This window comes from Sphingorhabdus sp. (assembly GCF_035329025.1).
Classification (GTDB): Bacteria; Pseudomonadota; Alphaproteobacteria; order Sphingomonadales; family Sphingomonadaceae; genus Sphingorhabdus_B.
In genome coordinates this window covers 1-21,410 of sequence record NZ_DAOLHN010000038.1, presented here as the reverse complement: position 1 = coordinate 21,410, position 21,410 = coordinate 1, and the positions used below count along the sequence as shown (strand labels likewise).

Sequence of the window (21,410 nt, the reverse complement as noted above, 5' to 3'; positions counted from 1 at the left end):
ATGGGAACTACATACTTAACTAGCCAACGAACGCTTGACTAGCCATCCGAAAACGGATAGTTAGGTTTCATGACGCAGAAACCTGAAACCGTTAGCCTCTATCAGTTCTTCCAGCGCTTCCCGAATGAGGAGGCCGCAAGGCAGTATTTCGAGGCTAACCGCTGGAACGGTGAAGTCTCCTGCCCGCACTGTGGCAGCGTTTCGGTTGCTCCTGTCAAAAACCAAAAGCCCATGCCTTACCGTTGCCGCGATTGTCGCCAACATTTCAGCGTTCGCACTGGCACGGTGTTAGCCGAAAGCCGCTTGCCCCTGCACAAGTGGCTTATGGCGATCTACATGATGACAACGGCGCGCAAGGGCATCCCCTCAACCCAGATGGCGCGTGAACTTGGTATCACTCAGAAGTCGGCATGGTTCCTTGCGCAGCGCATCCGCGAAACTTGGCTGGCCGGTTCGGATAATGGCAGCATGGGCCGTGAAGTCGAAGTTGATGAAACCTACATCGGTGGCAAAGAGAAAAACCGCCATGCCTCTAAGCGTCAAAATCTGGGCCGTGGGGCAGTTGGTAAAACCGCTGTTGTCGGTATCCGCGATGAAAACTCGCAAGTTCGCGCTACCCCCGTTGGCGATACGTCCGCGCCAACCCTCAAGGGCTTTATCAAGGCCAATGTGCCGCAGGGCGCGTCAGTTGTTACCGATGAGTTTGCGGCCTATCGTGGCCTCAATCGCGACGGTTACACGCACATGACTGTCAATCATTCCGCTGGCGAATATGTCCGCCACTACTGCATTCACACAAACGGCATTGAAAGCTTCTGGGCGCTCCTGAAGCGCGGTCACTATGGCATCTTCCACTACATGAGCCCCAAGCATCTTCACCGCTACGTCAACGAGTTTGCATTTCGCCAGAACACGAAAGACGCTGGCACAATGGGTTTCATCGAAGCTACTGTCGCCCGCATGGTCGGCAAGCGCCTCACCTACAAGGACCTGATCAATGCCTGAAGATAAGAACACGATTGAGCCGATAGACGCGGCATTTGATGATGTAGCGAAGAAAGTCGTAACGCCAGCCACCCCTTTAGCTAATAATAACAGTGGCTTGCAGGCAAAAACGGGGCAATCCCTAGCCATCCCCAAACAGCTTAAACTGGACCTTGGTATCGAAGTAGAGCGGGTTGTTGGCGGCATTGAGATGGGCGTGTTGGAAAACGGCATTCCTTACCTCACACAGCGAGGTCTTGCCGAAATGACTGGCGCAGCAAGGCGCAGCATTCAAGAGATCACCGAGGAATGGCAGGAAGCGCAGACAAGCGGCGTTTGGCGCGGTCGCATGACATATTTTCGTGATTACCTCACAAAATCGAAATTTGACGAACCAAGCTTGTTCATCGAAATATCAAAAGACGGGTCGCCGCATTATGCCTATCCCGACATGGTTTGCATGGCGATGGTGGAATACTTCGCCTTTGAGGCGCAGCGTACCAACGAGACGGCAGTCACAAACTTCCGCAATCTGGCGCGGTATGGCCTGCAAAAGTTCATTTACGACGCTTTGGGATATGTCCCAGAGGACCCGTGGAAGCTTTTCAACGCGCGCGTGTCGCTTCTGAAGGATAGCGTTCCCGTTGGCTATTTCAGCATTTTCAAGGAGAGCACCGGCTTAATGGTGGACCTGATCAGCGCTGGACTGCCGGTAAACCAGCACACCGTGCCGGATGGCAGTGTTGGGGGAACATGGGGGCGCTATTGGACCGCGAATGATCTTGAAGCCAAATATGGGCCGCGAGTAGAATACCCGCATTATTATCCGCCAGAATATCCCCAGAGTGCCAGCAATCCGCAAGGCGCGCAGGCTTATCCGAACGAGGCGTGGGCAGAGTTTCAGAACTGGTTTCGCACCATCTATCTTCCGACCAAGTATCCGACATATATTCTCAAGAAGGCTAATCTGTTACCTGGGGGCGAAGGCGAAGCGAGGCAACTTGCGGACATGTACAAGCCGCAACAACTGGAGGGATAGGCAATGCTTAGAGGGGCAATTATCGCAGCGCTTGCGCTGGCAACACCGGCGCAGGCGGAATTGACGCGCGCTGATTTGGAAAAAGCGTGGGATGCAAACGCCCGAGAAGTTTACGTAGCCTGCTATTTGCTTACCCAGAACGCCAGCGTTGCAGAGGAAAACAAGGACTTCCGTGCGCGGTCAATTGTTTGTTCGATGCTTGGCTTGAAAGCAGCCACCTTCCACAATGGACCAACGGTAGCGGCAGATGTTTCAGAGACATTTCATTCTTGCATGCCAACCACACCCGACTTTACCGATGACCCATCGCGAGCAATGGCCTACGCGTATCTTGCTTATTTCGAAAAGCACGCTGCTGTCATTGGATCGGCAAGCGGAGAAAAGGCATTTCTTCATGCGATGGCGCAAAAATGGCCATGTTCATGAAGCCACTTGGCTAGCTATCTATATAGTTCCCAAACGAATTATAAGTGGCTCAGGCCCTGCTTCGATCGTAATCTCTGACGTCGTTGTTAGGATGCTCGATTTTGATAGACTCAAAGACGAAACTTGCGCGCCCTCGTAAATCAATAAGTCGATCAAGATCGTTCCGATATCGGCGGATCGTGCTTCGCATTTCGGTTCCGGCTCAAATTGCGCCCTTATCTGGCGTTCAAATGCTTCGCCAGCACGCACTTTATCGATTTCAAGCAATCGAGCTGCCAGCGGCCTCTTTTCCTGTACTAGCAAGTCGTTCGATGTCGCGCATGCGACCAAAACCGGGACTGCAAACAATGGCACCAAAATCTGACGCACTTTGCGAACAACTCTCCAAAACAGATTGTTATGTTGTCTCGCTAATCTATAGCGTCCGGCTTAACAAAGTCACAATTTCATTCAGTCGGTGATCCATGTCTAAACTCGCCCATCTCATGCATCGCGGTACCGAATTTCTTGGCTGCGAGGTCGCCATTATGTGCGGCGCGATGTCGTGGGTTTCGGAGCGTAATCTGGTTTCCGCCATCTCCAATGCAGGCGGGTTCGGGGTGATTGCCTGCGGGGCGATGACGCCCGAATTGCTGGATGCAGAGATTGCCGCGACCAAGGCGCTGACGGCCAAGCCCTTTGGCGTGAACCTGATCACCATGCACCCGCAGATCATGGATCTGATCGCGGTCTGTGCGAAGCATCAGGTCAGCCATATCGTGCTCGCCGGCGGATTGCCGCCCAAGGGCAGCATCGAGGCGATCAAGGAAGCGGGCGCCAAGGTGATGTGCTTTGCCCCGGCGCTGACGCTTGCCAAGAAATTTGCCCGTTCGGGCGTCGATGCGCTGATTATCGAGGGCAGCGAGGCGGGCGGGCATATCGGCCCCGTTTCGACCAGCGTGTTGGCGCAGGAAATCTTGCCCGAACTGGGTGATCAGTTGCCCATCTTTGTCGCAGGCGGGATCGGGCGCGGCGGACTGATGGCCAGCTATCTCGAAATGGGTGCAGCAGGCGTGCAGCTCGGCACGCGCTTCGTCTGTGCACATGAAAGCATCGCGCATCCCAATTTCAAACAGGCCTTCCTGCGCGCCAATGCCCGCGACGCAGTGGCGAGCGTGCAGATCGACCCGCGCCTGCCCGTGATCCCCGTCCGCGCCCTCAAAAACAAGGGCACCGAGGAGTTCACCAAGAAGCAAATCGAGGTCGCAGGCAAACTGGACCGTGGCGAGATCGATATGGAAGCCGCCCAGCTCGAGATCGAAACCTATTGGGCAGGCGCATTGCGCCGCGCGGTGATCGACGGCGATGTCGAATATGGATCGGTGATGGCCGGGCAATCGGTCGGCATGGTGCATGTCGAACGCCCGGTGGTTGACATCATCGCCAAGCTGGTGCGCGAGGCGGAAGAGGCTTTGGCTCGCTAAACTTTACTCGGTTTCGACCCAGCGGCCATCCTTGCGGAACAGCAACGCCTTCGAAACGCTGCGGTTTGCTTCATCAAAGGCAGACCCGACGTAAAATTTGAATTTCTCGTACATGGCGTCTGATGTGATGTTCGCCAGCATGATTTGATCGTCCGATGGCACCGCAGCGACCAGCCGCCCGCTGAGCGATGCATCCAGATCATCCCAACCGCTGGCGAGAAGCATGCTGGCGACATAGTCAATCTGCGGACTGATGACGACGCCCGAGCCAAAATCCGCCGAGGATGGCAATGGCGGAAGCCCTGCAAGCACCTGCTTTTGCCCCAGGATTAAAGCGAGATCGGAACCAATGCCCATGTAGGCCAGATGTCCGGTGTCGATCAGCTTGCTGCCGGACCCTTCGTCCGAAACGAGGACTGTTTCAATCGAAGCCGTAAAAGGTTCGGAAACAATCTGATTTTCATCTTGATTCGCTTCTCTCAGCATCCGGTTTCGGCTTTCAGCATAGCCCTTTGATCGCACCACCAGACGCAGTTTTTCTATTGCCGCCATTTGTGCCCTATCTCCAATCTCGCCGGTCGTAGACTTTTGTTGTGGCTCGGAAGCCACAGACGTCGTTTCGGCGAGCAGCATCACGGTCACAAATGCAATGCACCGCCCTGTGCGTTGTATTCCAATCATGGGTCCGCTTAGAATGTTGACCGAAGGGCGTCACCTTGTGGCGGAGAACTGGTACAGCGCTGCAATATGGCCGCATGGCGAAAGCGGCGCGAACTGCTGTCTTGCATCGACAACACAGTCGCCGCATAAAGCACGGCATGGAAGACTCCGATCATTTAAAACCCCTCGACCCCGCTTATGTGACGGTGATGCGTATCGGAGCAGCCATTTTTGCGGCAGTTCCGTTGATCGGCGCACTGATTCTCGAGACGGCACAACTGACAGCGACCGGCATGTTCATCATCCCGGTCGCACTACTCGCCGCATGGTTCGTCCTCGTCGTTCCGGGACGGCGTTTTGCCCGCTGGCATTATGCGCTGGGAGCCGACCGGTTGCGGATCGTGCGCGGCTATCTCTTCTATAGCGACACTGTCGTGCCGCTTGGGCGCATCCAGCATATCGATGTCCATCAGGGGCCCATCATGCGGCGCTACGATCTAGCCACTCTGACGGTCCATACAGCTGGCAACCACAATGCTTCGGTCAGCCTGCCCGGCCTGCGTCATGAAGATGCTGTCGCAATGCGCGAGACGATACGCGAATATATCAAGGCGGCGCAGGGTTGACCGACAACGACGAAATGTCCCCCTCCCGCTTGCGGGAGGGGTTAGGGGAGGGCCCGGGCAAAGAGGGCACATCACCTCCGCACGCCCTCCCCCAGCCCCTCCCGCAAGCGGGAGGGGAGCAATATGAAGGCCAGCGGCTGCATCCGCTTGGGCTGATCGTCCATTTCGTCACGGGCATCCCTCAACTCCTGTTCCCCATTGTTGCTGCAACCTTTGGCGTGCGCGCGTCTGATAATCCGGCGTTCATACCGCTGATCATCGGAGCGATGCTGCTGGTCAGCCTGTTCTTTCGCTGGCTGGCATGGATGCGATTCCAGTATCATCTGGGTGACGACGATATCCGTATCGAAAAGGGTATCATCAGCCGCTCCGCCCGCTCGATTCCCTATGATCGTATCCAGGACGTCAGTATCGAGCAAAAACCCCTTGCACGTCTGCTGGGCCTGGGTGAGGTCAAGTTCGAAACCGGTGGCGGTGATGGCGAGGATGCCAAGCTGAGCTATGTCTCGCTGGGCGATGCCGAGCGGCTGCGTGAGACGATCAAGGCGCGCAAGGCTGGCCAGGGAACAACCATAGGCGAGACGGAAGCCGTCGAAGAGGAAGGCGGAGCGACGGTATTCGCGATGGACACCGGCAGATTACTGACGCTTGGCTTATACTCGTTCAGCCTCGTGATTTTCGCGGTGCTGGGCGGCATCGCGCAGCAGTTCGATTTTCTGCTTCCATTTGATTTCTGGGATCTTAGCGGCTGGATCGACACGGCAGAGGTCAACGGCGTGTCCATTGACGACATCGATGTGGCGACGCGCATTTATGGGGCGATCGCCGCTCTCATCGGGCTGGTTGCTATCGGCATTTTCACCGGCATCGTCCGCACTTTCCTGACCGACTATGGCTTCCGGCTGGAACGCACCTCCAAGGGGTTCCGGCGGCGGCGCGGGCTGCTGACGTTGACCGATGTGGTGATGCCGGTCGCGCGCGTTCAGGCGGCGATTGTCGAAACCGGGCCGGTGCGCAAGCGCCGCGGTTGGCATGCACTCCGCTTTGTCAGTCTGGCGCAGGAAAGCAAACAGGAAAGCCATCATATGGTTGCCCCGCTCGCGCGGCTGGATGAAATCTGGCCGATTGTTGCAGAAGCAGAAATTGCGCCTCCCGGCGAGAGCTCCCACATGCAACGCGGCAAGTTCAGCTGGTGGCTGATTCAAGCGCTGCCATTATTGCCTGTCATCCTTGCCGCTATGGCGGCAGTGGTACTGCTCGCGGAAAGTTCGTGGATGCGCGCATCCCTTTTGTTGTTGTTGATACCCCTGCTGCTCGCGTTCAACGCCTTCGAATGGCGCGTATACCGGCATGGCAGTGATGGCACCCAGCTATATGCACGCCACGGATGGTGGCGCCAGCGCCTGACCATATTGCCGCAGGTGCGGGTGCAGAGTGTCGAAATTGCGCAAAGCCCGCTGGCGCGATTGGCTGGTCTGGTTTCGCTCCGCTTCGGCGTTGCGGGTGGAAAGCTGGAGATGATCGCGCTGCCTCGTGAAACCGCCGAAGCCATTCGCGATCGCGTGCTTGCTGTTGCCGCCCCGGTCGACTTTTCGGAGATCAACCGAAGGGGCTGATGACCTGCTCTTCAATCACGCTACCATCTTCCTTGCGCAGTGACATTTTGACGGTCTTTGCATCCCAATCGATATCAAGCTGCCCGAAATTGGGGATCGACCAGAAGCCGCCCGTACGCGCCGGATCGGGTTCACGATCCCGGCTGTCGCCCTTTCCGAACGACATATTCAGCGACGAGGAGGTAAAATCCCAAAGCGGTTTTGACAGCCCCTTCACGTCGCTTTTGTAGAATCCGGCGGAGTGGCGGTCGCCTGAAAGGACCAGCGCATTGTTCACACCCTTTTCGGATAGCAGGCGGTACAACTTTTCGCGTTCGCGCGGGAAATTGGTCCAGCCTTCGAAATTGTGCGCGCTGGTAATCACCTGCGTCGAGGAGACAATGATCCGCACATCGGCAGGTTTTGACAGCTCACCCGCCAACCATTGCCATTGCGCTTCGCCCAGCAATGTCGCATTCCTGTCTTCGTTAGGCAAATACCAGCCCAGCGTCGGGCCCGGATCGCGGTAGGGCATACGCGCCAGATCAGAGCGGAAATAGCGTGTGTCGAGCAGGATGAACTGCACCCGTTTGCCCTCTGGCCCGATGATGCGGCTCTCATACACACCAGGACGGGATTTCACCGCGTCGGAGGCACCCCAATAGGTTTCATAAACCGTCTCGGCATATTCCTTGAACGCAAAGCTGCCGCCAGCGTCATTGGCGCCGAAATCATGATCGTCCCATGTCGTCATCATGGGAACCGAGCGGCGGAAACGATCCCATTCCTGCCGCGTCGAAAGTTTGCGATAGCTCGCGGTGAGCGTTGGCATATCGGCGCTCCATTGCGATCCGGTATCGCCGTAAACATTGTCGCCGATCAGCAGAAAAGCCTGCGGCTTTTGCGCGGCGATCACATCCCAATAAGCCATCGACCGGTTTTCATTCTGGCATGATCCAAAGGCGATGCGGGTCAGGATGGTGTCATCTGCCAGCACCGGATTGGGGGCGGCCACGGGCAATTTCGATTGCAACCCGGCGTATAAGGGTCGCAACGCTTCCTGCGCCGTCGCAGGAGCAGATGCGATATTGCCGGTCTTTGTCGAACCCGTCGCGCATCCGGAAAGAGCGAGCATGGCGGTGACTGCCAGAATCCAATTGCTACTGCGCATCACATTTCCCTCTGTCTGTTCACCGGTTCATGCGCTGCCAGTCCATCATGTCAAGTCTGTGACATTGTGCAGGCCGATGCTTCCCGCTAGAAGCCTTGGACGTTCGGGAGAAATTCATGCGTAAAATATTGTTTGCCGCGCTGCTGTTGAGTGCGGCTTTGCCTGCCCATGCCGATTCAGGTGCCGAGGTAAAATCGCTGGTCGACGAATATTGGGCGATGGTGATGAAGGAATCGCCGATTTATGCCAGTTCGCTGGGTATCGACGACTATGCGAACGACGTTGGCGATTACAGCCTGGCCGGGCGTGACCGCTACGCAAATGCCAGTGCCACTATCCTGAAAAAACTCGAAGCCATCGACGCCAGCCAGCTCAATCCGTCCTACAAGATCGAATATGGCATATTGAAGCGCACGCTCGAAGAAAATGTCGAAGCCAACCGCTATGGCCAGCGCAGCATCAATTTTTCAACCTATTCGGGCTGGCATCAAAGCTTTGCCGGAATGGCGGACAACCTGCCTTTTCGCAACAAGGCGGACTATGAAAGCTACAACGCCCGGCTGAAGCAATATGGCACGGTCAACGACCAGTCGCTGGCGGTCGCGAACCAAGCATTGAGGGGCAAATATGTTCTCCCCTGTGTGGTCTTGAACGGGTATGAAAAAGGCATAGCAGGCCTCATCGTAGCCGACTCCGATATCCGTAAATCGCGCTACATGAACCCGTACCACCGCCGTCGGCCCGAAAGCATGAGCGAGTCCGAATTCAACGGTCTTGCTGCCGAAGCAGGCGCGACCATCGCGACGGTCATCCACCCCGCGTTGCAGAAACATCTCGACTGGTTTGCCAAGAGCTACAAACCCAATTGCGCCAAGGCACCGGGCGTCTCGGCGCAGCCGGGCGGCAAGGATTACTATAATTTCCGTATCCGTCAGGAAACGACGACTAACCTGAACGCAGACCAGATCCACGAATTGGGGCTGAAGGAAGTCGCCCGCATCCGCGCCGATATGGTCGAGGTGGCCAAGAAGGCTGGATATGAAAGCCGCGAAGCCTTTATCCAGCATCTGCGCACCGATCCGCAATACTATGCCAAGACGCCCGAAGAGCTGATGGAAAAGGTCGCACGGGTGAACAAGACCATTGATGGCAAGATGCCCGGGCTGTTCCACCGCCTGCCGCGCCTGCCCTATGGCATCAAGGAAATCCCTGCCGAAATCGCGGAAGGGACGACAACCGCTTACTATAATCCCGGTTCGCCCGCGATTGGGGTCGCCGGATTTTACTACGTCAACACCTCCAAACTTGACCAGCGCCCCTTTTGGGAAATCCCGTCGCTGTCAGTGCATGAGGCGGTACCCGGCCACCATCACCAGATTGCTATTCAACAGGAACTGGAACTATCCGATTTCCGCAAGAACGGCGCCTTCTTCACCGCCTTCACCGAAGGCTGGGGGCTCTATTCGGAACGGTTGGGTATCGAAATGGGTCTGTATGATACGCCCGCCAAGGATATGGGCCGCCTGTCCTACGAAATGTGGCGCGCCTGCCGCCTTGTCGTCGACACCGGCATCCACGCCAAGGGCTGGAGCAAGGAGCAGGCCATTGCGTTCATGACCGACAACAGCGCATTGTCGGCCGCCAATATCGAGGCGGAGGTCAACCGCTATATCAGCTGGCCGGGACAAGCGCTGGCCTACAAGCTGGGTGAGCTCAAAATCCGCGAACTGCGCGAATTGGCAAGTAAGGAGCTGGGCGACAGGTTCGACTTGGCAGCATTCCACGATACCGTGCTGGGTCAGGGTTCGGTGCCCCTGAATGTGCTGGAGGATATGGTGAAAGACTGGATCGCGGCGGAGAAGGCAAAGGCCTGAGTACTGAAAAGCGATGCGCCAGCCCAAGATCCTCACAACCATCCGTGACTATAGCTGGTCGCTATTCCGGCAGGATGCGCTCGCCGGGTTGACGGTCGCGCTGGTTGCGCTCCCGCTCAGCATCGCGATTGCCATCGCCTCGGGCGCTACGCCAGCGCAGGGGCTGGTAACGGCAATCATCGGCGGTTTCGTGATTTCGCTCACCAGCGGCAGCAGGGTTCAGATTGGCGGGCCGACCGGGGCCTTCATCGTCGTGGTCTATTCGGTGATCGCCGATCATGGTTATGACGGGCTGGTGCTGGCGACCTTGATGGCAGGGGCAATATTGCTGGTCGCAGGCTATTTCCGTGCGGGCCGCTTGATCGCGCTGGTGCCTGAGCCGGTCATCAACGGCTTCACTGTAGGCATCGCAATCATCATAGCGACCAGCCAGTTGAAGGATTTCCTTGGCCTCGACATCGCAAAACTACCCGCAGAATTCCTGCCCAAATTAGCCATACTCGCCAAGGAACTGCCAAACAGCAACCTTTACGCCGTGGGCGTCGCTGTGCTGGCGCTGGTGCTGATGGTTGTGCTGCGCCGCTGGGCCCCCCGCTCGCCCAGTCTGGTGATCGGGGTTGCGGCAGGATCGGTGTTGGCCGCTATGGTCGCGCTGCCCATCGATACGATCGCTTCGCGGTTCGGGGAGCTACCAGCTAGCCTGCCCGTGCCTTCCTTGCCCACGTTCAGTCTGGCGAAGGTTCAGGAACTGCTGCCATCCGCGCTAATTATTGCCTTCCTTGCAGGCGTTGAATCGCTGTTGTCGGCCATAGTCGCCGACCGGATGATCGAAGGTCATCATCGCCCGAATGCCGAAATCATGGCACAGGGCTATGGCAATGTCGCTTCTGCCCTGTTCGGCGGGATGCCGGTAACGGGGGCGATTGCACGCACTGCGACCAATGTTCGCGCAGGCGGCAAGACACCGGTTGCCGGGTTGGTGCACGCCCTCCTCATCCTTGCGATCATGCTGGTTGCGGCGCGCTGGGCCGGAATGCTCGCGCTGCCCGCGCTCGCCGCCGTGCTGATGCTGACCGCCTGGAACATGAGCGAGCCCGAAAAATGGCGCGAGCATCTGCATTTGCCGCTGACGGAGAAAGGGCTGTTCTTCATGACGCTGGTGCTGACGGTCATCACCGACCTGACAGTGGCCATCGGGGTAGGCGTAGCAGCTGGCCTCGCGCTGCGCCTGCTGGACAAAGGCAAGGACGACACTGGCTGGACACCGCGCGACCGTTAGCTGGTTGCTTGATTAACCGTAGTGCTGAGCCTGTCGAAGCAAGCCTCAAGGTTTGCGCTGCGACTGAAAAGCGCTCTTCGACAAGCTCAGGGCCAAGGTAAAATAATCGTCCAACCCAATTCAGTTATGCACCATTCCCCAACACCTCATCCCGATCCGCATCAAGGCTGGGTGGATCGGCGAACATCGACGCAGGGGTGGAGGCATAATGCACCGGGTGCCGCATCGAACGATACATGTACCCCGCCTTTGCTTCGCGCTCTTCGAAAAAGTCCACGGCCTTCAGGTGCGGATCATCGAACACATCAGCCATCCGATTATATTTCATCGCCGGGATGTTATTTGCGTCGAGCAGTTCGACCCATTCATCGGTGGTCTTGGTCGCGCTGCATTCCTCGATCATCGCGTATAGTTCGGTCGTGTTTTCGAGTCGTGCCTTGTAGCTTGAAAAGCGCGGGTCCTGAAACACGCCGGGACGCCCTGCGAGTTCAAAAAAGCGTTCCCACTGATGGTCGGCATAAGGCACGATCGCGATATAGCCATCCTTGGTTGGATAGGGCCTCCGGCGCGGGTTGATCGAGCGGGTATAGGCCATTTTGCCATTGCCCGGCAGGAAGGTGTTGCCCCACAGATTTTCGACCATGTGGAACCAGGTGAAGCATTCAAACATCGGCACCTGCACAAACTGCCCGCCAAGTCCATTTGCACGCCCGAGTAAAGCCGCGAGCACGGCGTTGGCCGCAAACATCCCGCTCACCTTGTCTGCCACCAGCGAGGGCGCATATTGCGGACGCCCCTTGTCGCGCATCTCGAACAAGGCGGCAAAGCCGGAGGCAGCCTGAATCAGGTCATCATAGGCCTGCCGCTTGGCATAGGGTCCGTCTGCGCCATAGCCGGCGCAATGGACGTAAACGATATCTGGATTGACCGCCTTGATATCCTCATATCCAAGGCCAAGCCGCTCCATTCCGGCCATGCGAACATTATGGAAAAAGACATCCGCGCCTTTTGCAAGTTCAAGGATCGCCGCCTTGTCTTCCGGCTTGGACGCATCCAGTGCGACCGACTTTTTGTTGCGGTTGAGGCTGGCATAGATCGGTCCTAGATCGCCAGTGGGATTGTCCCCCGCCTTGCGCATGATATCGCCGCCACCCTGCGCATTTTCGACCTTGATGACTTCCGCACCCAGATCGGCCAATTGCACCGTGGCAAAGGGCCCCAGTACGACCGACGACATGTCGAGTACCTTGACGCTTTGCAGCGGTCCGGTCCGCTCCCCATCCCATTCCAGCTTTGGCCAACCGCCCACTTTTCTCTCCCGTTTCTCTCTCGTTCATGTCCAGATAATCAGCTATACACTAATGTCGATACGGCAAATCAATCGCGGAGAACGAATATGTTGCGCTCAGGGCTCGGTTTCGGACTTATTGCTTCAATGGCATTGGCAGGGTGCGCCTATGGCGACGCCGACACGGCACCCGCACCTATCAGGGACAAGGAAGCCAAAATCCTTGAAAAGGAACTGAAGGGTAAGGTTGCGGGCGAACCGCGCAATTGCATTTCCAACAGCCGTAACGTCAACGCCATCCGCATAAGCGACGATACGCTTCTTTATCGGGAATCAGGCCGCACAGTATATTTGAACAAATTGCGTTCGACCTGCCCGGGTCTGACCCGCGGCGACGATATCATGGTCGTTGAAACCTATAGCGGACAGTTGTGCAGCGGCGACATCATCAGGCTGGTTGACCGGACGAGCGGCATTCAAGGGCCGGTCTGCAGCCTTGGCGAATTTGTACCTTACAAAAAGGCGAAGTAGGCTTGTTTCTCCCCTCCTGCCTGCGGGAGGGGCCGGGGGAGGGCCTGATACCACTGATGCTCGCCTTCGGCTCGCCCCCTCCCAAATCCCTCCCGTAAACGGGAGGGGAAATCCTTCTGCTACCTGACGACTACCGTCACCGCCCGGCGGTTCTGCGCCCAGGATTCTTCGTTCGAACCAAGCGCCTGTGGGCGTTCCTTGCCGTAGCTGACCGTCTGGATGCGCGAAGCATCGACGCCCAGTGAAGCCAGATAGTTTTTCGCCGCATTGGCACGGCGTTCGCCCAGTGCAAGGTTGTAATCGCGCGTGCCGCGTTCGTCGGCATGCCCCTCCAGCGTCACTCGAGCATTGGGGTAGCGCGCAAGCCACTGCGCCTGCGTCTGCAACACGGCCTGATCGGCAGTATCGACATTGAAGCGGTCGGTATCAAAGAAAATGCGATCGCCCATCGAGCCAACCGACTGGATGAAATCTTCCTGACTGCCCGGAATGATAGCGGGGCCGCTCGGTGTCACGGTGTCACCGGTATTTCCGTATGTGGTGTTGTCGGCGACCGGTGGCAGGTCCTTGATTTCCTTTTTGCCGCAAGCCGCGAGCGCGGTGCTGGCGACCAGCAACAGTGCGAAAGTACGTGCCTTGTTCGTCATCTTGATTTTCCTTTCTTGCTGCCCCGCAAAACCATTCATGGAAGCACCGGCCCCCAAGCCGGATCCGAGCCATCGACCGGGGTCGGCAGCTTGCGTTCGTTGCGGCCCGTCAGGTCCACCTGCCAGACGCTTGTTTTACCCGTATTTCGTTCGGTACGGAAGAACTGGATGACGCGTCCATTGGGTGCCCAAGTCGGCGCCTCGTCCTGCCAGCTATCGGTCAGCAACCGTTCGCCCGAACCATCGGGACGCATCACGCCGACACGGAAATCGCCCGCGATGCGCGTATAGGCGATCAGGTCGCCGCGCGGGCTCCATTCGGGCGTCGCATAACGGCCGCCACCATGGCTGATACGGCGCTGGTTCGAACCGTCGGCGTTCATCACATAGACCTGCTGGCTGCCGCCGCGGTCGCTTTCAAAGACAATTTGGCGACCATCGGGGGAGAAGCTGCCGCCCACGTCAATGCCGGGTGCGCTGGTCAGTTTGACAGGCGACCCGCCATTGACCGACACCTTGTACACATCGGTATTACCCGCGACCGCCATCGAATAGAGGATCGTCTGCCCGTCGGGTGACCAGCGCGGGGCGAAGGTCGGGTTCTTGCTCGCGGTGATCAACCGCTGCCGCCCGCTGTCGATATCATAGACATAGATACGCGGATTGCCGTCCTGATAGCTCAGATACAGGATCGATTTGTAATTGGGCGAGAAACGCGGGGTGAGCGCGGTCGACTGACCATTGGTGATGAAGCGGTGGTTCGCCCCGTCCGAATCCATGATCGCCAGCCGCTTGACGCGTTTTCCCTTCGGCCCGGTCTCGGCGATATAGGCGATGCGGCTGTCGAAGAAGGGCAGTTCGCCGGTCAGTTTCGAATAAATCGCATCGGCGCATTTATGCGCAGCGCGCCGCCATTCGCGCGGCGGGACGACGAAGCCGAGGCGGGTGAGTTCCTGCCCGAAATTGACGTCGTAGAGATAGCAGCCAACGGTCAGATTGCCGTCGCCGCCAACGCGAACAAAACCTTCGACCAGTTGCTCGACATTGCGGCCCTTCCAATAATCATATTGCGGCGCGGTGACTTCCTCGAGCGTGATCGGGCGGATGCCAGCGGGGCCCTGCGGCTCGAACAGGCCGGAGTTACGCAGATTTGCAGAAATCACTTCAGCAATCTGGCGGCCCAGATTTGCACTGTTGCCGGCGGGCGTGTCAGCTGGACTGGGCGCGACCAAAGCGGGCACAGCGATGCGGCGCACCTTGGCGGTGTCGAACTCGACCAGCTCGGGTTCGTCCTCGGCGGGGGCGGTGGTCTCCTGCGCAGCGGCAATCGGCGCCAGCGCGACAAGTCCCATCAGGGCAAGGAAAAAGCCAAATATCGATCGGTTCGGTTTCATATCTCTGTTCCCGTTCAACCCGTCGCGCGCAGCCGCATGGCGTGCGTTTTCCAGATGTCATGATAGTCGGGGTCGAGCCCCTTGAAAGGCGATGCGGCACGCACCGCCTGAATTATGCACCGCTTCAACGGCTCGGCCTGTGGGCGGTTATTGTCGTTGATGCCCGTCTGCTTGTCCACGCGCACGTCGGTCACGCGGCCACTGGGTTCCAGGCTTAACGTCACAAAGGTTTCGATCTGGCGGATATCGAGGCCCGTCGGCGCACAGCGTTCGATCTTGTCGCGGATCTGCGGGCCAAGTGCGAGGTTCACTTCGCGTTTCACCTCTGCCCCTGCCTTACGCGCGACGGTGCCCTGTTTGGGTGACGTTCCAGTCGTCGGCTTGGGATTGCTCCCCGCGCCCTTCACCGCATCTTCAAAACTTTTGCTGAAAGGTTTGGGTGTGGCCTGCTTTGGCTGTGTCGTCTGCTTCGGCTTTGGCTGCGCCGCCGCCTGTTTCTGCACCGGTTTCGGCGTCGGCTTTGGCGCAGGTTTGGGGGTCGGCTTTTCGACTACCTTTGGCAGCGGCTTTTCGGGTGTTTTTTCAACCTTCATCACGGGCGTCGGCTCAGGTTCTGCCGGCGCTGGTTCGGCTGCGCTTTCGGCTGGCGCAGGCTCCTCGAGTACCGGGTCGGGCGCGGTCGAAACATCGGCGACCTCACCCACCAGCGATACCGAGATAGGCTGCGGCTTAGTGATGCGGTCGGCGGTAAAGAAGGCACCCAGCGCGAATGCGCCGAGCAACAGCGCATGCCCGCCAACGGCAGTGCCCAGTCCTATCCTTTCCGCACGGTCCATCGCCATCAGGCTATTCGTCCTCCGATGAACCCTGGGTGACCGGCGCGGCGGCGGCGGTCGTGACAAGGCTGACCGAATTGAGGCCGACGCGGTTGAGTTCGCCCATTACCTTCATCATCTCGCCATAACTGACGGTGGTGTCGCCGCGCAGCATGATCTGGCGCGGATTGGCAGGGTCCTGCTCTGACGCAATCGTTTCCAACTGCGCCGACAATTCACCGGCACTCACCGGCGCACTATCGATGAACACCTGGCCTTGTTTGTCGATCGAAATGTCGAGTGGTTGATCTTTCTGGTCGAGCGGATTGGCCCGGCTTTCCGGCAGTTCCACCGGTACGCCCGAAACGAGCAATGGCGCAGTAACCATAAAGATGATGAGCAGCACCAGCATCACGTCTACGAACGGTGTGACGTTGATTTCGGCCATTGGCGCGCGGCGGCTGCCGCGACGGCCGCGGCGCGCGGAACCGCCTGAGTTGAGGTTCATCGCCACAGGCTTAGCCTTCCCGCTCCAGCTCACGGCTCAACAGGCCGTAGAAGCCGTCGGCAAAGCGGCCCATGCGCGCTTCATATTGGTTCAGACGGTGCGAGAAGCGGTTATAGGCAATCACCGCAGGGATGGCGGCAAACAGGCCAATCGCGGTCGCAAACAGCGCCTCCGCGATCCCCGGCGCGACCACCGCAAGGGAACTGTTTTGTTCGGCTGCGATGGCGGCGAAGCTGCGCATGATGCCCCAGACCGTGCCAAACAGACCGACAAAGGGGGCAACTGCACCGGTGGTGGCGAGGAAATTCAAACGGTTGGCGAGCTTTTCGCTTTCCGCCGCAATTGCAGAGTCCATCGCTGTGGCGAGGCGTTCGCGTGTGCCCTGCCGGTCCGGGGTCTTCACCGCTGTCGAGCGCCGCCATTCAGCCAAGCCTGCCGCAAACACACGTGCAATCGGCAGGTCGGATTTGCCGTGCTGCTTGAAATAGCCATCGACATCCTCGGTCCGCCAGAATTCGCGTTCGAACGCTTCGCTCTGGTTGTTGATGCCCCGGATTTTCAACACGAAGCTGACGATGATCGTCCACACCCAGATGCTGGCAAGCGCAAGGCCGATGATCACCGCCTTCACGACAAGGTCGGCGTCCAGAAACAGCTGAATGGGGGAAAAGCTTGCGCCCTGGCTCAGTATCAACAAATCCATCTTGTTTCTTTCACAGTCTCTCGCATTCGAACACTTCGTCACCCCCGCGAAGGCGGGGGCCCATCACCGATCGATGAAATTTGAGCGGCGGGAGATGGATTCCCGCCTTCGCGGGAATGACGAAAAGTAGGACTGATGCGTTCATTTAAATTCCACCCTGCCCGCCTTGATGCCTTCGAACGCTGCCAGCCATTCGCGCGGCTGGCGGCGCGGGCGGCCCTCTGGCGTCAGGAAAGCGGCGGTGACTTCTGCTTCGGTCAGCACTTGGTCCCCGCGCATGACTCTCTGATGAATGACGACGCTTGCGCCGCGGATTTCCTCGACTGTCGAGACAACAACCAGCGCATCGTCAAAATGCGCCGGCGCGCGATATTTGATGTGCAGGTCGGTCACGGCATAAACGCCCTCTCCGCCTGCATAGGCCGCCTGCTGGTTGATCCCCGCGACGCTCAGCATGTCCGATCGCGCACGTTCCATGAAGTGCAGGTAACGGCTGTGATAGACGACGCCCGAAAAGTCAGTGTCCTCAAAATAGACCCGCACCGCGAACAGGTGGCGGGGCCCGTCGAAATGGCCGTTATAGGGTTGCGTCCCGTTCATTGCAGAGGGGCTTAACGCAAGGATTCCGCGACAGGAAGGGGGTTCGGACGGTTTGTGCACAACTTGTCGTGCGTGAGACTCACTTGGTCAGCAAATATTGGTGCGCCACCAGCGGTGACGCAAGGCGCAAAGGCACAAAGGGCTCACGCAAATTTCGCGCGCAGCGCACTCAAATCAGAACCGAAAAATTTCATCGTACCCGAATAATTAAGCTGCCCTTCGGGCAGTGATAACATCTTCGTGTCTTCGCGCCTTGCAAGCCCGCTCGCGGGCTTGCCCCAATCATCCGAGGTTATTTGTCAAACAACCCGTCCTGCGCGCCAGTCGGCGGCGTGATGCCAAGATGTTTCCAGCCTGGTCCATTCAACTGCCGCCCCCGCGCCGTGCGTGCTATCAGGCCGAGTTGCAACAGATAGGGCTCAACCACATCCTCGATCGTATCGCGCGGTTCTGAAAGCCCCGCCGCCAGCGCCTCTACCCCCACAGGGCCGCCGCGATAGATATCGGCGATCATCAACAGATAGCGCCGGTCCATCGCATCGAGGCCAAGATTGTCGACCTCCAGCCGGTTCAATGCAGCATCGGCGATTTTCGCCGTGACCAGCGTTTCTCCCGCGACATTGGCGAAATCGCGCACGCGGCGCAGCAAGCGGCCGGCAATACGCGGCGTGCCGCGCGAACGCTTCGCCACTTCGCGCGCGCCATCTGCGGCAATTTCAAGATCAAGCAGTTTGGCAGCGCGGGTGACGACCAGTTCCAGCTCATCATGCGTATAGAAATTGAGCCGCACCGGAATGCCAAAGCGATCGCGCAGCGGCGTGGTCAGCAAGCCCTGTCGCGTGGTTGCGCCGACCAGCGTGAAGGCAGGCAAATCGATCCGCACCGAGCGCGCCGATGGACCTTCGCCGATCATGATGTCGAGCGCGCGATCCTCCATCGCGGGGTAGAGGATTTCCTCGACCACGGGATTCAGGCGGTGGATTTCGTCGATGAAAAGGACATCGCCTTCTTCGAGATTGGTCAGCAGCGCCGCCAGATCGCCCGATTTGGCGATCACCGGGCCAGAGGTGGAGCGGAAGCCCACCCCCATTTCTTTCGCGACAATCTGCGCCAGCGTGGTCTTCCCCAGCCCCGGCGGCCCGAAAAACAGCACATGGTCAAGCGCATCGCCGCGCGACTTCGCCGCCTCGATAAACACCCGCAAATTCTCCCGCGCCGCCTGCTGGCCGATAAATTCGGTCAGGCTTTTCGGGCGCAGCGCCGCGTCGATGTCCTCAGGCTTGCGCATGGGGGTGAGGTGAGGGTTGTCCGTCATTTGGACACGCGCTTCGTCATGTCTTGTCCACAATTGGCGCATAGACGCGCTGGCCAAAAAGAATGCTTGGCAAGATCTGACTCATACCCAGATGGCGGCATGTCACTGAATACCGATTGGCCGCAATCAGGACAGTTTTTCGACGCTAGCATGTTGCCAATAAACTCGCATATCGGCGGCGTGTCTTTGCGCCAGTTTTTGCCCGTACCACCTACGATAGCGCCAACCAAAAATATCCATCCGGGCAGCATTCCCACATTTCGTCCGTCAACAGCAGCTAACAGGGCGTACATGGTATGGAAAATCCACACCACAACCAACGCCGCTCCGACCAAACCCAGAATGCGCATTGAGGCCCAAACCTGATATGGGGGCAGCCGCCCCCCAATGCCCGCCTCGGCAGAGCTACTTTCATCGGGCCGTCCGTCAACAGTCACTTCGCCGCCCTCTTCAGCGCCAGCCTTACCAGCGCATCAAGCGTTGCCCCGTCACCCAATTCCTCCAGCGCCAGCGCCACAGCACCTTGTGCTTCGCCGGGCTTGAAGCCGAGGCCGGTGAGCGCCGCGACCGCATCGGACACATTGTTGTTCCCCGCCTTGGCAGCTGCCGCCAGTTTCGCGCCGCCGCCGATACCCGCCATCGCACCGACCTTGTCGCGCAGTTCGTTGACGATGCGGCTGGCGAGTTTGGGGCCGACGCCATTGGCCCGCGCGACCATCGCACTGTCACCATTGGCAATCGCGATGGTCAGGTCATCGGCCTCTAGCGCAGAGAGAATTGCCAGCGCCACTTTTGCGCCCACGCCCTGCACGCCGATCAGCAGACGAAACCAGTCGCGCTCCTCGCGGCTGGCGAAACCGATCAGCCGCTGGTCATTCTCGCTCACCAGCATTTCGGTGAAGACCGTCGCGAAATCCCCCGCACCGCCGAGCACCGCCAACGTCCGGGCACTCGCTTGCACCAGATAGCCGACGCCATTGACGTCGATTACCAGGCTGTCGACGCCGGTTTCGTCGATGCGGCCATAAAGTTTTGCGATCATGCCGCTCTCTTAATCACGTTAAACGTGATTGTCGAAGGGGTATTTCCTGTTTTGTTCCAAATCTTACGGTGTGCAGGAATGCAGAGGTTATGCCATTTGTTTCACGCAAAGGCGCAAAGATAATGAAGGGGACGGCGCAGCCAATCAATGTCACCTGGCCTAAGGCGAACGCTACCATTGGATAAAGGGCTTCGCCCTTATTTTCCTTTGCGCCTTTGCGTGAAAAAGACCGACACTGCGTCTCGTCCGAGCACTAACGAATATGGTGTGCGTGCGTCACCGCAACCGCCAGCGCGTCCGCCGCATCCTCACCCGCCAGCTTAAGCCCCGGCATCAGAACGCGGAGCATCGCGGCGATCTGGTCCTTGTCCGCCTTGCCGGTGCCGACCACCGATTTCTTGACCAGCCGCGCGGCATATTCGGTGACGGGGGTGCGGTTGCGCGCCGCACCGAGCAGCACCACGCCACGCGCCTGCCCCAGCTTCAGCGTCGATTGCGGGTTCTTGTTGACGAACACTTCCTCGACTGCCGCACAGTCGGGCTTGAAATGGTCGAGCACCGCGCGGAGTTTTTCGTCAATCGCGACCAGCCGGTTGGCGAGCGGCATTTTTGCATCGGTGCTGATCTCGCCATTATCGATATGGCTGAGGCGGTTGCCTTCCTTGGCGATGATACCCCAGCCGGTGGTGCCAAGGCCGGGGTCGAGACCGAGAATGATCATCAGCCGAGCTTCGCCATCACCTCGTCAGAGACGTCATAATTGCCCCATACGGTCTGGACGTCGTCATCGTCTTCCAGTGCGTCGATCATTTTCAACAGCGTTGCAGCGTTCGCTTCGTCCACTTCGACCAATATCTGCGGCTTCCAAGCGAGCTTTGCGCTTTCGGCAGCACCCAGCGTCGCTTCCAATGCCTTGGACACTTCGTGCAGCGCGTCCATCGCGGTCCAGATGCTGTGCTCTTCCTCACCGCTTTCAACGTCTTCGGCGCCCGCTTCGAGTGCTGCTTCAAAGACGGTGTCGGCATCGCCAACGCTGGCGGGATAGGTGATCAGGCCCATGCGATCAAAGCCATGGCTCACCGCACCCGACGCGCCCAGATTGCCGCCATTTTTGCTGAACGCGGTGCGCACATTGGTGGCGGTGCGGTTGCGATTGTCGGTCAAGGCTTCGACGATGACAGCAACGCCGCCCGGGCCATAGCCTTCATAGCGGATTTCTTCATAATCCTCGCCACCGGCGGCAGCCGCCTTGTCGATCGCGCGCTGGATATTGTCCTTGGGCATCGACTGAGCCTTGGCCGCGTTGACCGCGAGGCGAAGGCGCGGGTTCATGTCCGGATCGGGCATCCCCATCTTCGCCGCGACGGTGATTTCGCGGCTGAGCTTGGAAAACATCGCCGAGCGCTTCTTATCCTGCGCGCCCTTGCGGTGCATGATGTTCTTGAATTTG

23 protein-coding genes are annotated in these 21,410 nt (G+C 58.5%); 9 read left to right on the top strand and 14 right to left on the bottom strand.

Annotated elements, in window-relative coordinates:
• Positions 1–69 precede the first annotated feature (69 nt).
• The 4 genes from PKC81_RS11210 (at position 70) to PKC81_RS11195 (ending at position 3,912) form a co-directional block, all read left to right on the top strand.
• On the top strand, positions 70–1,005 hold the full coding sequence (locus tag PKC81_RS11210) for an IS1595 family transposase (protein WP_324336098.1): 936 nt from the start codon (positions 70–72) through the stop codon (positions 1,003–1,005).
• A complete protein-coding gene (locus tag PKC81_RS11205) occupies positions 998–2,023 on the top strand; it encodes a hypothetical protein (RefSeq protein WP_324336097.1) in 1,026 nt (341 codons plus the stop codon). The genes PKC81_RS11210 and PKC81_RS11205 overlap by 8 nt, the downstream gene beginning before the upstream one ends.
• Positions 2,024–2,026: 3 nt before the next feature.
• Positions 2,027–2,449: a hypothetical protein gene (locus tag PKC81_RS11200; RefSeq protein WP_324336096.1), complete on the top strand. Its 423-nt coding sequence runs from the start codon at positions 2,027–2,029 to the stop codon at positions 2,447–2,449.
• 464 nt (positions 2,450–2,913) lie between these two features.
• Entirely contained in the window at positions 2,914–3,912 is a 999-nt protein-coding gene (locus PKC81_RS11195; RefSeq protein ID WP_324336094.1) for a nitronate monooxygenase, read from the top strand.
• Between the two features lie 3 nt (positions 3,913–3,915).
• On the opposite strand, the gene PKC81_RS11190 is transcribed toward PKC81_RS11195, so the two are convergent.
• Positions 3,916–4,554, bottom strand: coding sequence for a hypothetical protein (locus PKC81_RS11190; RefSeq protein ID WP_324336092.1), 639 nt, complete (start codon positions 4,552–4,554; stop codon positions 3,916–3,918).
• A 176-nt stretch (positions 4,555–4,730) separates the two neighbouring features.
• Here PKC81_RS11190 and PKC81_RS11185 point away from each other — a divergent pair, with 176 nt between their 5' ends.
• Both PKC81_RS11185 and PKC81_RS11180 read left to right on the top strand, forming a co-directional pair.
• Positions 4,731–5,198, top strand: a complete 468-nt coding sequence (locus PKC81_RS11185) for a PH domain-containing protein (protein WP_324336090.1) — start codon at positions 4,731–4,733, stop codon at positions 5,196–5,198.
• Positions 5,195–6,814, top strand: a complete 1,620-nt coding sequence (locus PKC81_RS11180) for a PH domain-containing protein (protein ID WP_324336088.1) — start codon at positions 5,195–5,197, stop codon at positions 6,812–6,814. Before PKC81_RS11185 ends, PKC81_RS11180 begins: the two co-directional genes overlap by 4 nt.
• Here PKC81_RS11180 and PKC81_RS11175 read toward each other — a convergent pair.
• On the bottom strand, positions 6,798–7,964 hold the full coding sequence (locus PKC81_RS11175; protein WP_324336086.1) for an alkaline phosphatase D family protein: 1,167 nt from the start codon (positions 7,962–7,964) through the stop codon (positions 6,798–6,800). The genes PKC81_RS11180 and PKC81_RS11175 overlap by 17 nt on opposite strands.
• 116 nt (positions 7,965–8,080) lie before the next feature.
• On the opposite strand from PKC81_RS11175, the gene PKC81_RS11170 reads away from it, so the two are divergent.
• A complete protein-coding gene (locus PKC81_RS11170; RefSeq protein WP_324336084.1) occupies positions 8,081–9,838 on the top strand; it encodes a DUF885 domain-containing protein in 1,758 nt (585 codons plus the stop codon).
• Between the two features lie 13 nt (positions 9,839–9,851).
• On the top strand, positions 9,852–11,117 hold the full coding sequence (locus PKC81_RS11165) for a SulP family inorganic anion transporter (protein WP_324336082.1): 1,266 nt from the start codon (positions 9,852–9,854) through the stop codon (positions 11,115–11,117).
• A gap of 124 nt (positions 11,118–11,241) precedes the next feature.
• Here PKC81_RS11165 and PKC81_RS11160 read toward each other — a convergent pair whose 3' ends face one another.
• On the bottom strand, positions 11,242–12,426 hold the full coding sequence (locus tag PKC81_RS11160) for a CoA transferase (protein WP_324336080.1): 1,185 nt from the start codon (positions 12,424–12,426) through the stop codon (positions 11,242–11,244).
• 87 nt (positions 12,427–12,513) lie between these two features.
• On the opposite strand from PKC81_RS11160, the gene PKC81_RS11155 reads away from it, so the two are divergent.
• Entirely contained in the window at positions 12,514–12,936 is a 423-nt protein-coding gene (locus PKC81_RS11155) for a DUF6491 family protein (protein ID WP_324336078.1), read from the top strand.
• Positions 12,937–13,055: 119 nt separating this feature from the next.
• On the opposite strand, the gene pal is transcribed toward PKC81_RS11155, so the two are convergent.
• The 11 genes from pal to PKC81_RS11100 all read right to left on the bottom strand — a co-directional run.
• Positions 13,056–13,583, bottom strand: a complete 528-nt coding sequence (gene pal / locus PKC81_RS11150) for a peptidoglycan-associated lipoprotein Pal (protein WP_324336076.1) — start codon at positions 13,581–13,583, stop codon at positions 13,056–13,058.
• Positions 13,584–13,618: 35 nt separating this feature from the next.
• Positions 13,619–14,977: a Tol-Pal system beta propeller repeat protein TolB gene (gene tolB, locus PKC81_RS11145; protein ID WP_324336070.1), complete on the bottom strand. Its 1,359-nt coding sequence runs from the start codon at positions 14,975–14,977 to the stop codon at positions 13,619–13,621.
• Between the two features lie 14 nt (positions 14,978–14,991).
• The gene (locus tag PKC81_RS11140) at positions 14,992–15,819 is read right to left on the bottom strand and encodes a hypothetical protein (RefSeq protein ID WP_324336068.1); all 828 of its coding nucleotides are present in this window, start codon (positions 15,817–15,819) and stop codon (positions 14,992–14,994) included.
• A gap of 4 nt (positions 15,820–15,823) precedes the next feature.
• Positions 15,824–16,300 (bottom strand): protein TolR, encoded by a 477-nt coding sequence (gene tolR / locus PKC81_RS11135; protein ID WP_324336066.1) that lies wholly within the window; start codon positions 16,298–16,300, stop codon positions 15,824–15,826.
• Positions 16,301–16,310: 10 nt separating this feature from the next.
• On the bottom strand, positions 16,311–17,003 hold the full coding sequence (tolQ, locus tag PKC81_RS11130; RefSeq protein WP_324336064.1) for a protein TolQ: 693 nt from the start codon (positions 17,001–17,003) through the stop codon (positions 16,311–16,313).
• Positions 17,004–17,144: 141 nt separating this feature from the next.
• Positions 17,145–17,603, bottom strand: a complete 459-nt coding sequence (locus PKC81_RS11125) for a YbgC/FadM family acyl-CoA thioesterase (protein WP_324336062.1) — start codon at positions 17,601–17,603, stop codon at positions 17,145–17,147.
• Positions 17,604–17,895: 292 nt separating this feature from the next.
• Positions 17,896–18,918, bottom strand: coding sequence for a Holliday junction branch migration DNA helicase RuvB (ruvB, locus tag PKC81_RS11120; protein ID WP_324336059.1), 1,023 nt, complete (start codon positions 18,916–18,918; stop codon positions 17,896–17,898).
• A complete protein-coding gene (locus tag PKC81_RS11115) occupies positions 18,915–19,268 on the bottom strand; it encodes a hypothetical protein (RefSeq protein ID WP_324336057.1) in 354 nt (117 codons plus the stop codon). Before PKC81_RS11115 ends, ruvB begins: the two co-directional genes overlap by 4 nt.
• A gap of 83 nt (positions 19,269–19,351) precedes the next feature.
• Positions 19,352–19,960, bottom strand: coding sequence for a Holliday junction branch migration protein RuvA (gene ruvA, locus PKC81_RS11110; protein WP_324336055.1), 609 nt, complete (start codon positions 19,958–19,960; stop codon positions 19,352–19,354).
• Between the two features lie 253 nt (positions 19,961–20,213).
• Complete coding sequence (ruvC, locus tag PKC81_RS11105) at positions 20,214–20,681, bottom strand: crossover junction endodeoxyribonuclease RuvC (RefSeq protein WP_324336054.1); 468 nt, start codon at positions 20,679–20,681, stop codon at positions 20,214–20,216.
• Positions 20,681–21,410 (bottom strand): YebC/PmpR family DNA-binding transcriptional regulator (locus tag PKC81_RS11100; protein WP_324336052.1); only part of this gene is annotated, 730 nt, incomplete at its 5' end. The genes PKC81_RS11100 and ruvC, both read right to left, overlap by 1 nt.

What these genes read in the sequence shown, in the direction of transcription:
- PKC81_RS11210 (WP_324336098.1), top strand. Translation starts at nt 70, where the DNA reads ATGACGCAGAAACCTGAAACCGTTAGCCTCTATCAGTTCTTCCAGCGC.
- PKC81_RS11205 (WP_324336097.1), top strand. Translation starts at nt 998, where the DNA reads ATGCCTGAAGATAAGAACACGATTGAGCCGATAGACGCGGCATTTGAT.
- PKC81_RS11200 (WP_324336096.1), top strand. Translation starts at nt 2,027, where the DNA reads ATGCTTAGAGGGGCAATTATCGCAGCGCTTGCGCTGGCAACACCGGCG.
- PKC81_RS11195 (WP_324336094.1), top strand. Translation starts at nt 2,914, where the DNA reads ATGTCTAAACTCGCCCATCTCATGCATCGCGGTACCGAATTTCTTGGC.
- PKC81_RS11185 (WP_324336090.1), top strand. Translation starts at nt 4,731, where the DNA reads ATGGAAGACTCCGATCATTTAAAACCCCTCGACCCCGCTTATGTGACG.
- PKC81_RS11175 (WP_324336086.1), bottom strand. Translation starts at nt 7,964, where the DNA reads ATGCGCAGTAGCAATTGGATTCTGGCAGTCACCGCCATGCTCGCTCTT.
- PKC81_RS11170 (WP_324336084.1), top strand. Translation starts at nt 8,081, where the DNA reads ATGCGTAAAATATTGTTTGCCGCGCTGCTGTTGAGTGCGGCTTTGCCT.
- PKC81_RS11165 (WP_324336082.1), top strand. Translation starts at nt 9,852, where the DNA reads ATGCGCCAGCCCAAGATCCTCACAACCATCCGTGACTATAGCTGGTCG.
- PKC81_RS11155 (WP_324336078.1), top strand. Translation starts at nt 12,514, where the DNA reads ATGTTGCGCTCAGGGCTCGGTTTCGGACTTATTGCTTCAATGGCATTG.
- pal (WP_324336076.1), bottom strand. Translation starts at nt 13,583, where the DNA reads ATGACGAACAAGGCACGTACTTTCGCACTGTTGCTGGTCGCCAGCACC.
- tolB (WP_324336070.1), bottom strand. Translation starts at nt 14,977, where the DNA reads ATGAAACCGAACCGATCGATATTTGGCTTTTTCCTTGCCCTGATGGGA.
- PKC81_RS11140 (WP_324336068.1), bottom strand. Translation starts at nt 15,819, where the DNA reads ATGGCGATGGACCGTGCGGAAAGGATAGGACTGGGCACTGCCGTTGGC.
- tolR (WP_324336066.1), bottom strand. Translation starts at nt 16,300, where the DNA reads ATGAACCTCAACTCAGGCGGTTCCGCGCGCCGCGGCCGTCGCGGCAGC.
- tolQ (WP_324336064.1), bottom strand. Translation starts at nt 17,003, where the DNA reads ATGGATTTGTTGATACTGAGCCAGGGCGCAAGCTTTTCCCCCATTCAG.
- PKC81_RS11125 (WP_324336062.1), bottom strand. Translation starts at nt 17,603, where the DNA reads ATGAACGGGACGCAACCCTATAACGGCCATTTCGACGGGCCCCGCCAC.
- ruvB (WP_324336059.1), bottom strand. Translation starts at nt 18,918, where the DNA reads ATGACGGACAACCCTCACCTCACCCCCATGCGCAAGCCTGAGGACATC.
- PKC81_RS11115 (WP_324336057.1), bottom strand. Translation starts at nt 19,268, where the DNA reads ATGCGCATTCTGGGTTTGGTCGGAGCGGCGTTGGTTGTGGTGTGGATT.
- ruvA (WP_324336055.1), bottom strand. Translation starts at nt 19,960, where the DNA reads ATGATCGCAAAACTTTATGGCCGCATCGACGAAACCGGCGTCGACAGC.
- ruvC (WP_324336054.1), bottom strand. Translation starts at nt 20,681, where the DNA reads ATGATCATTCTCGGTCTCGACCCCGGCCTTGGCACCACCGGCTGGGGT.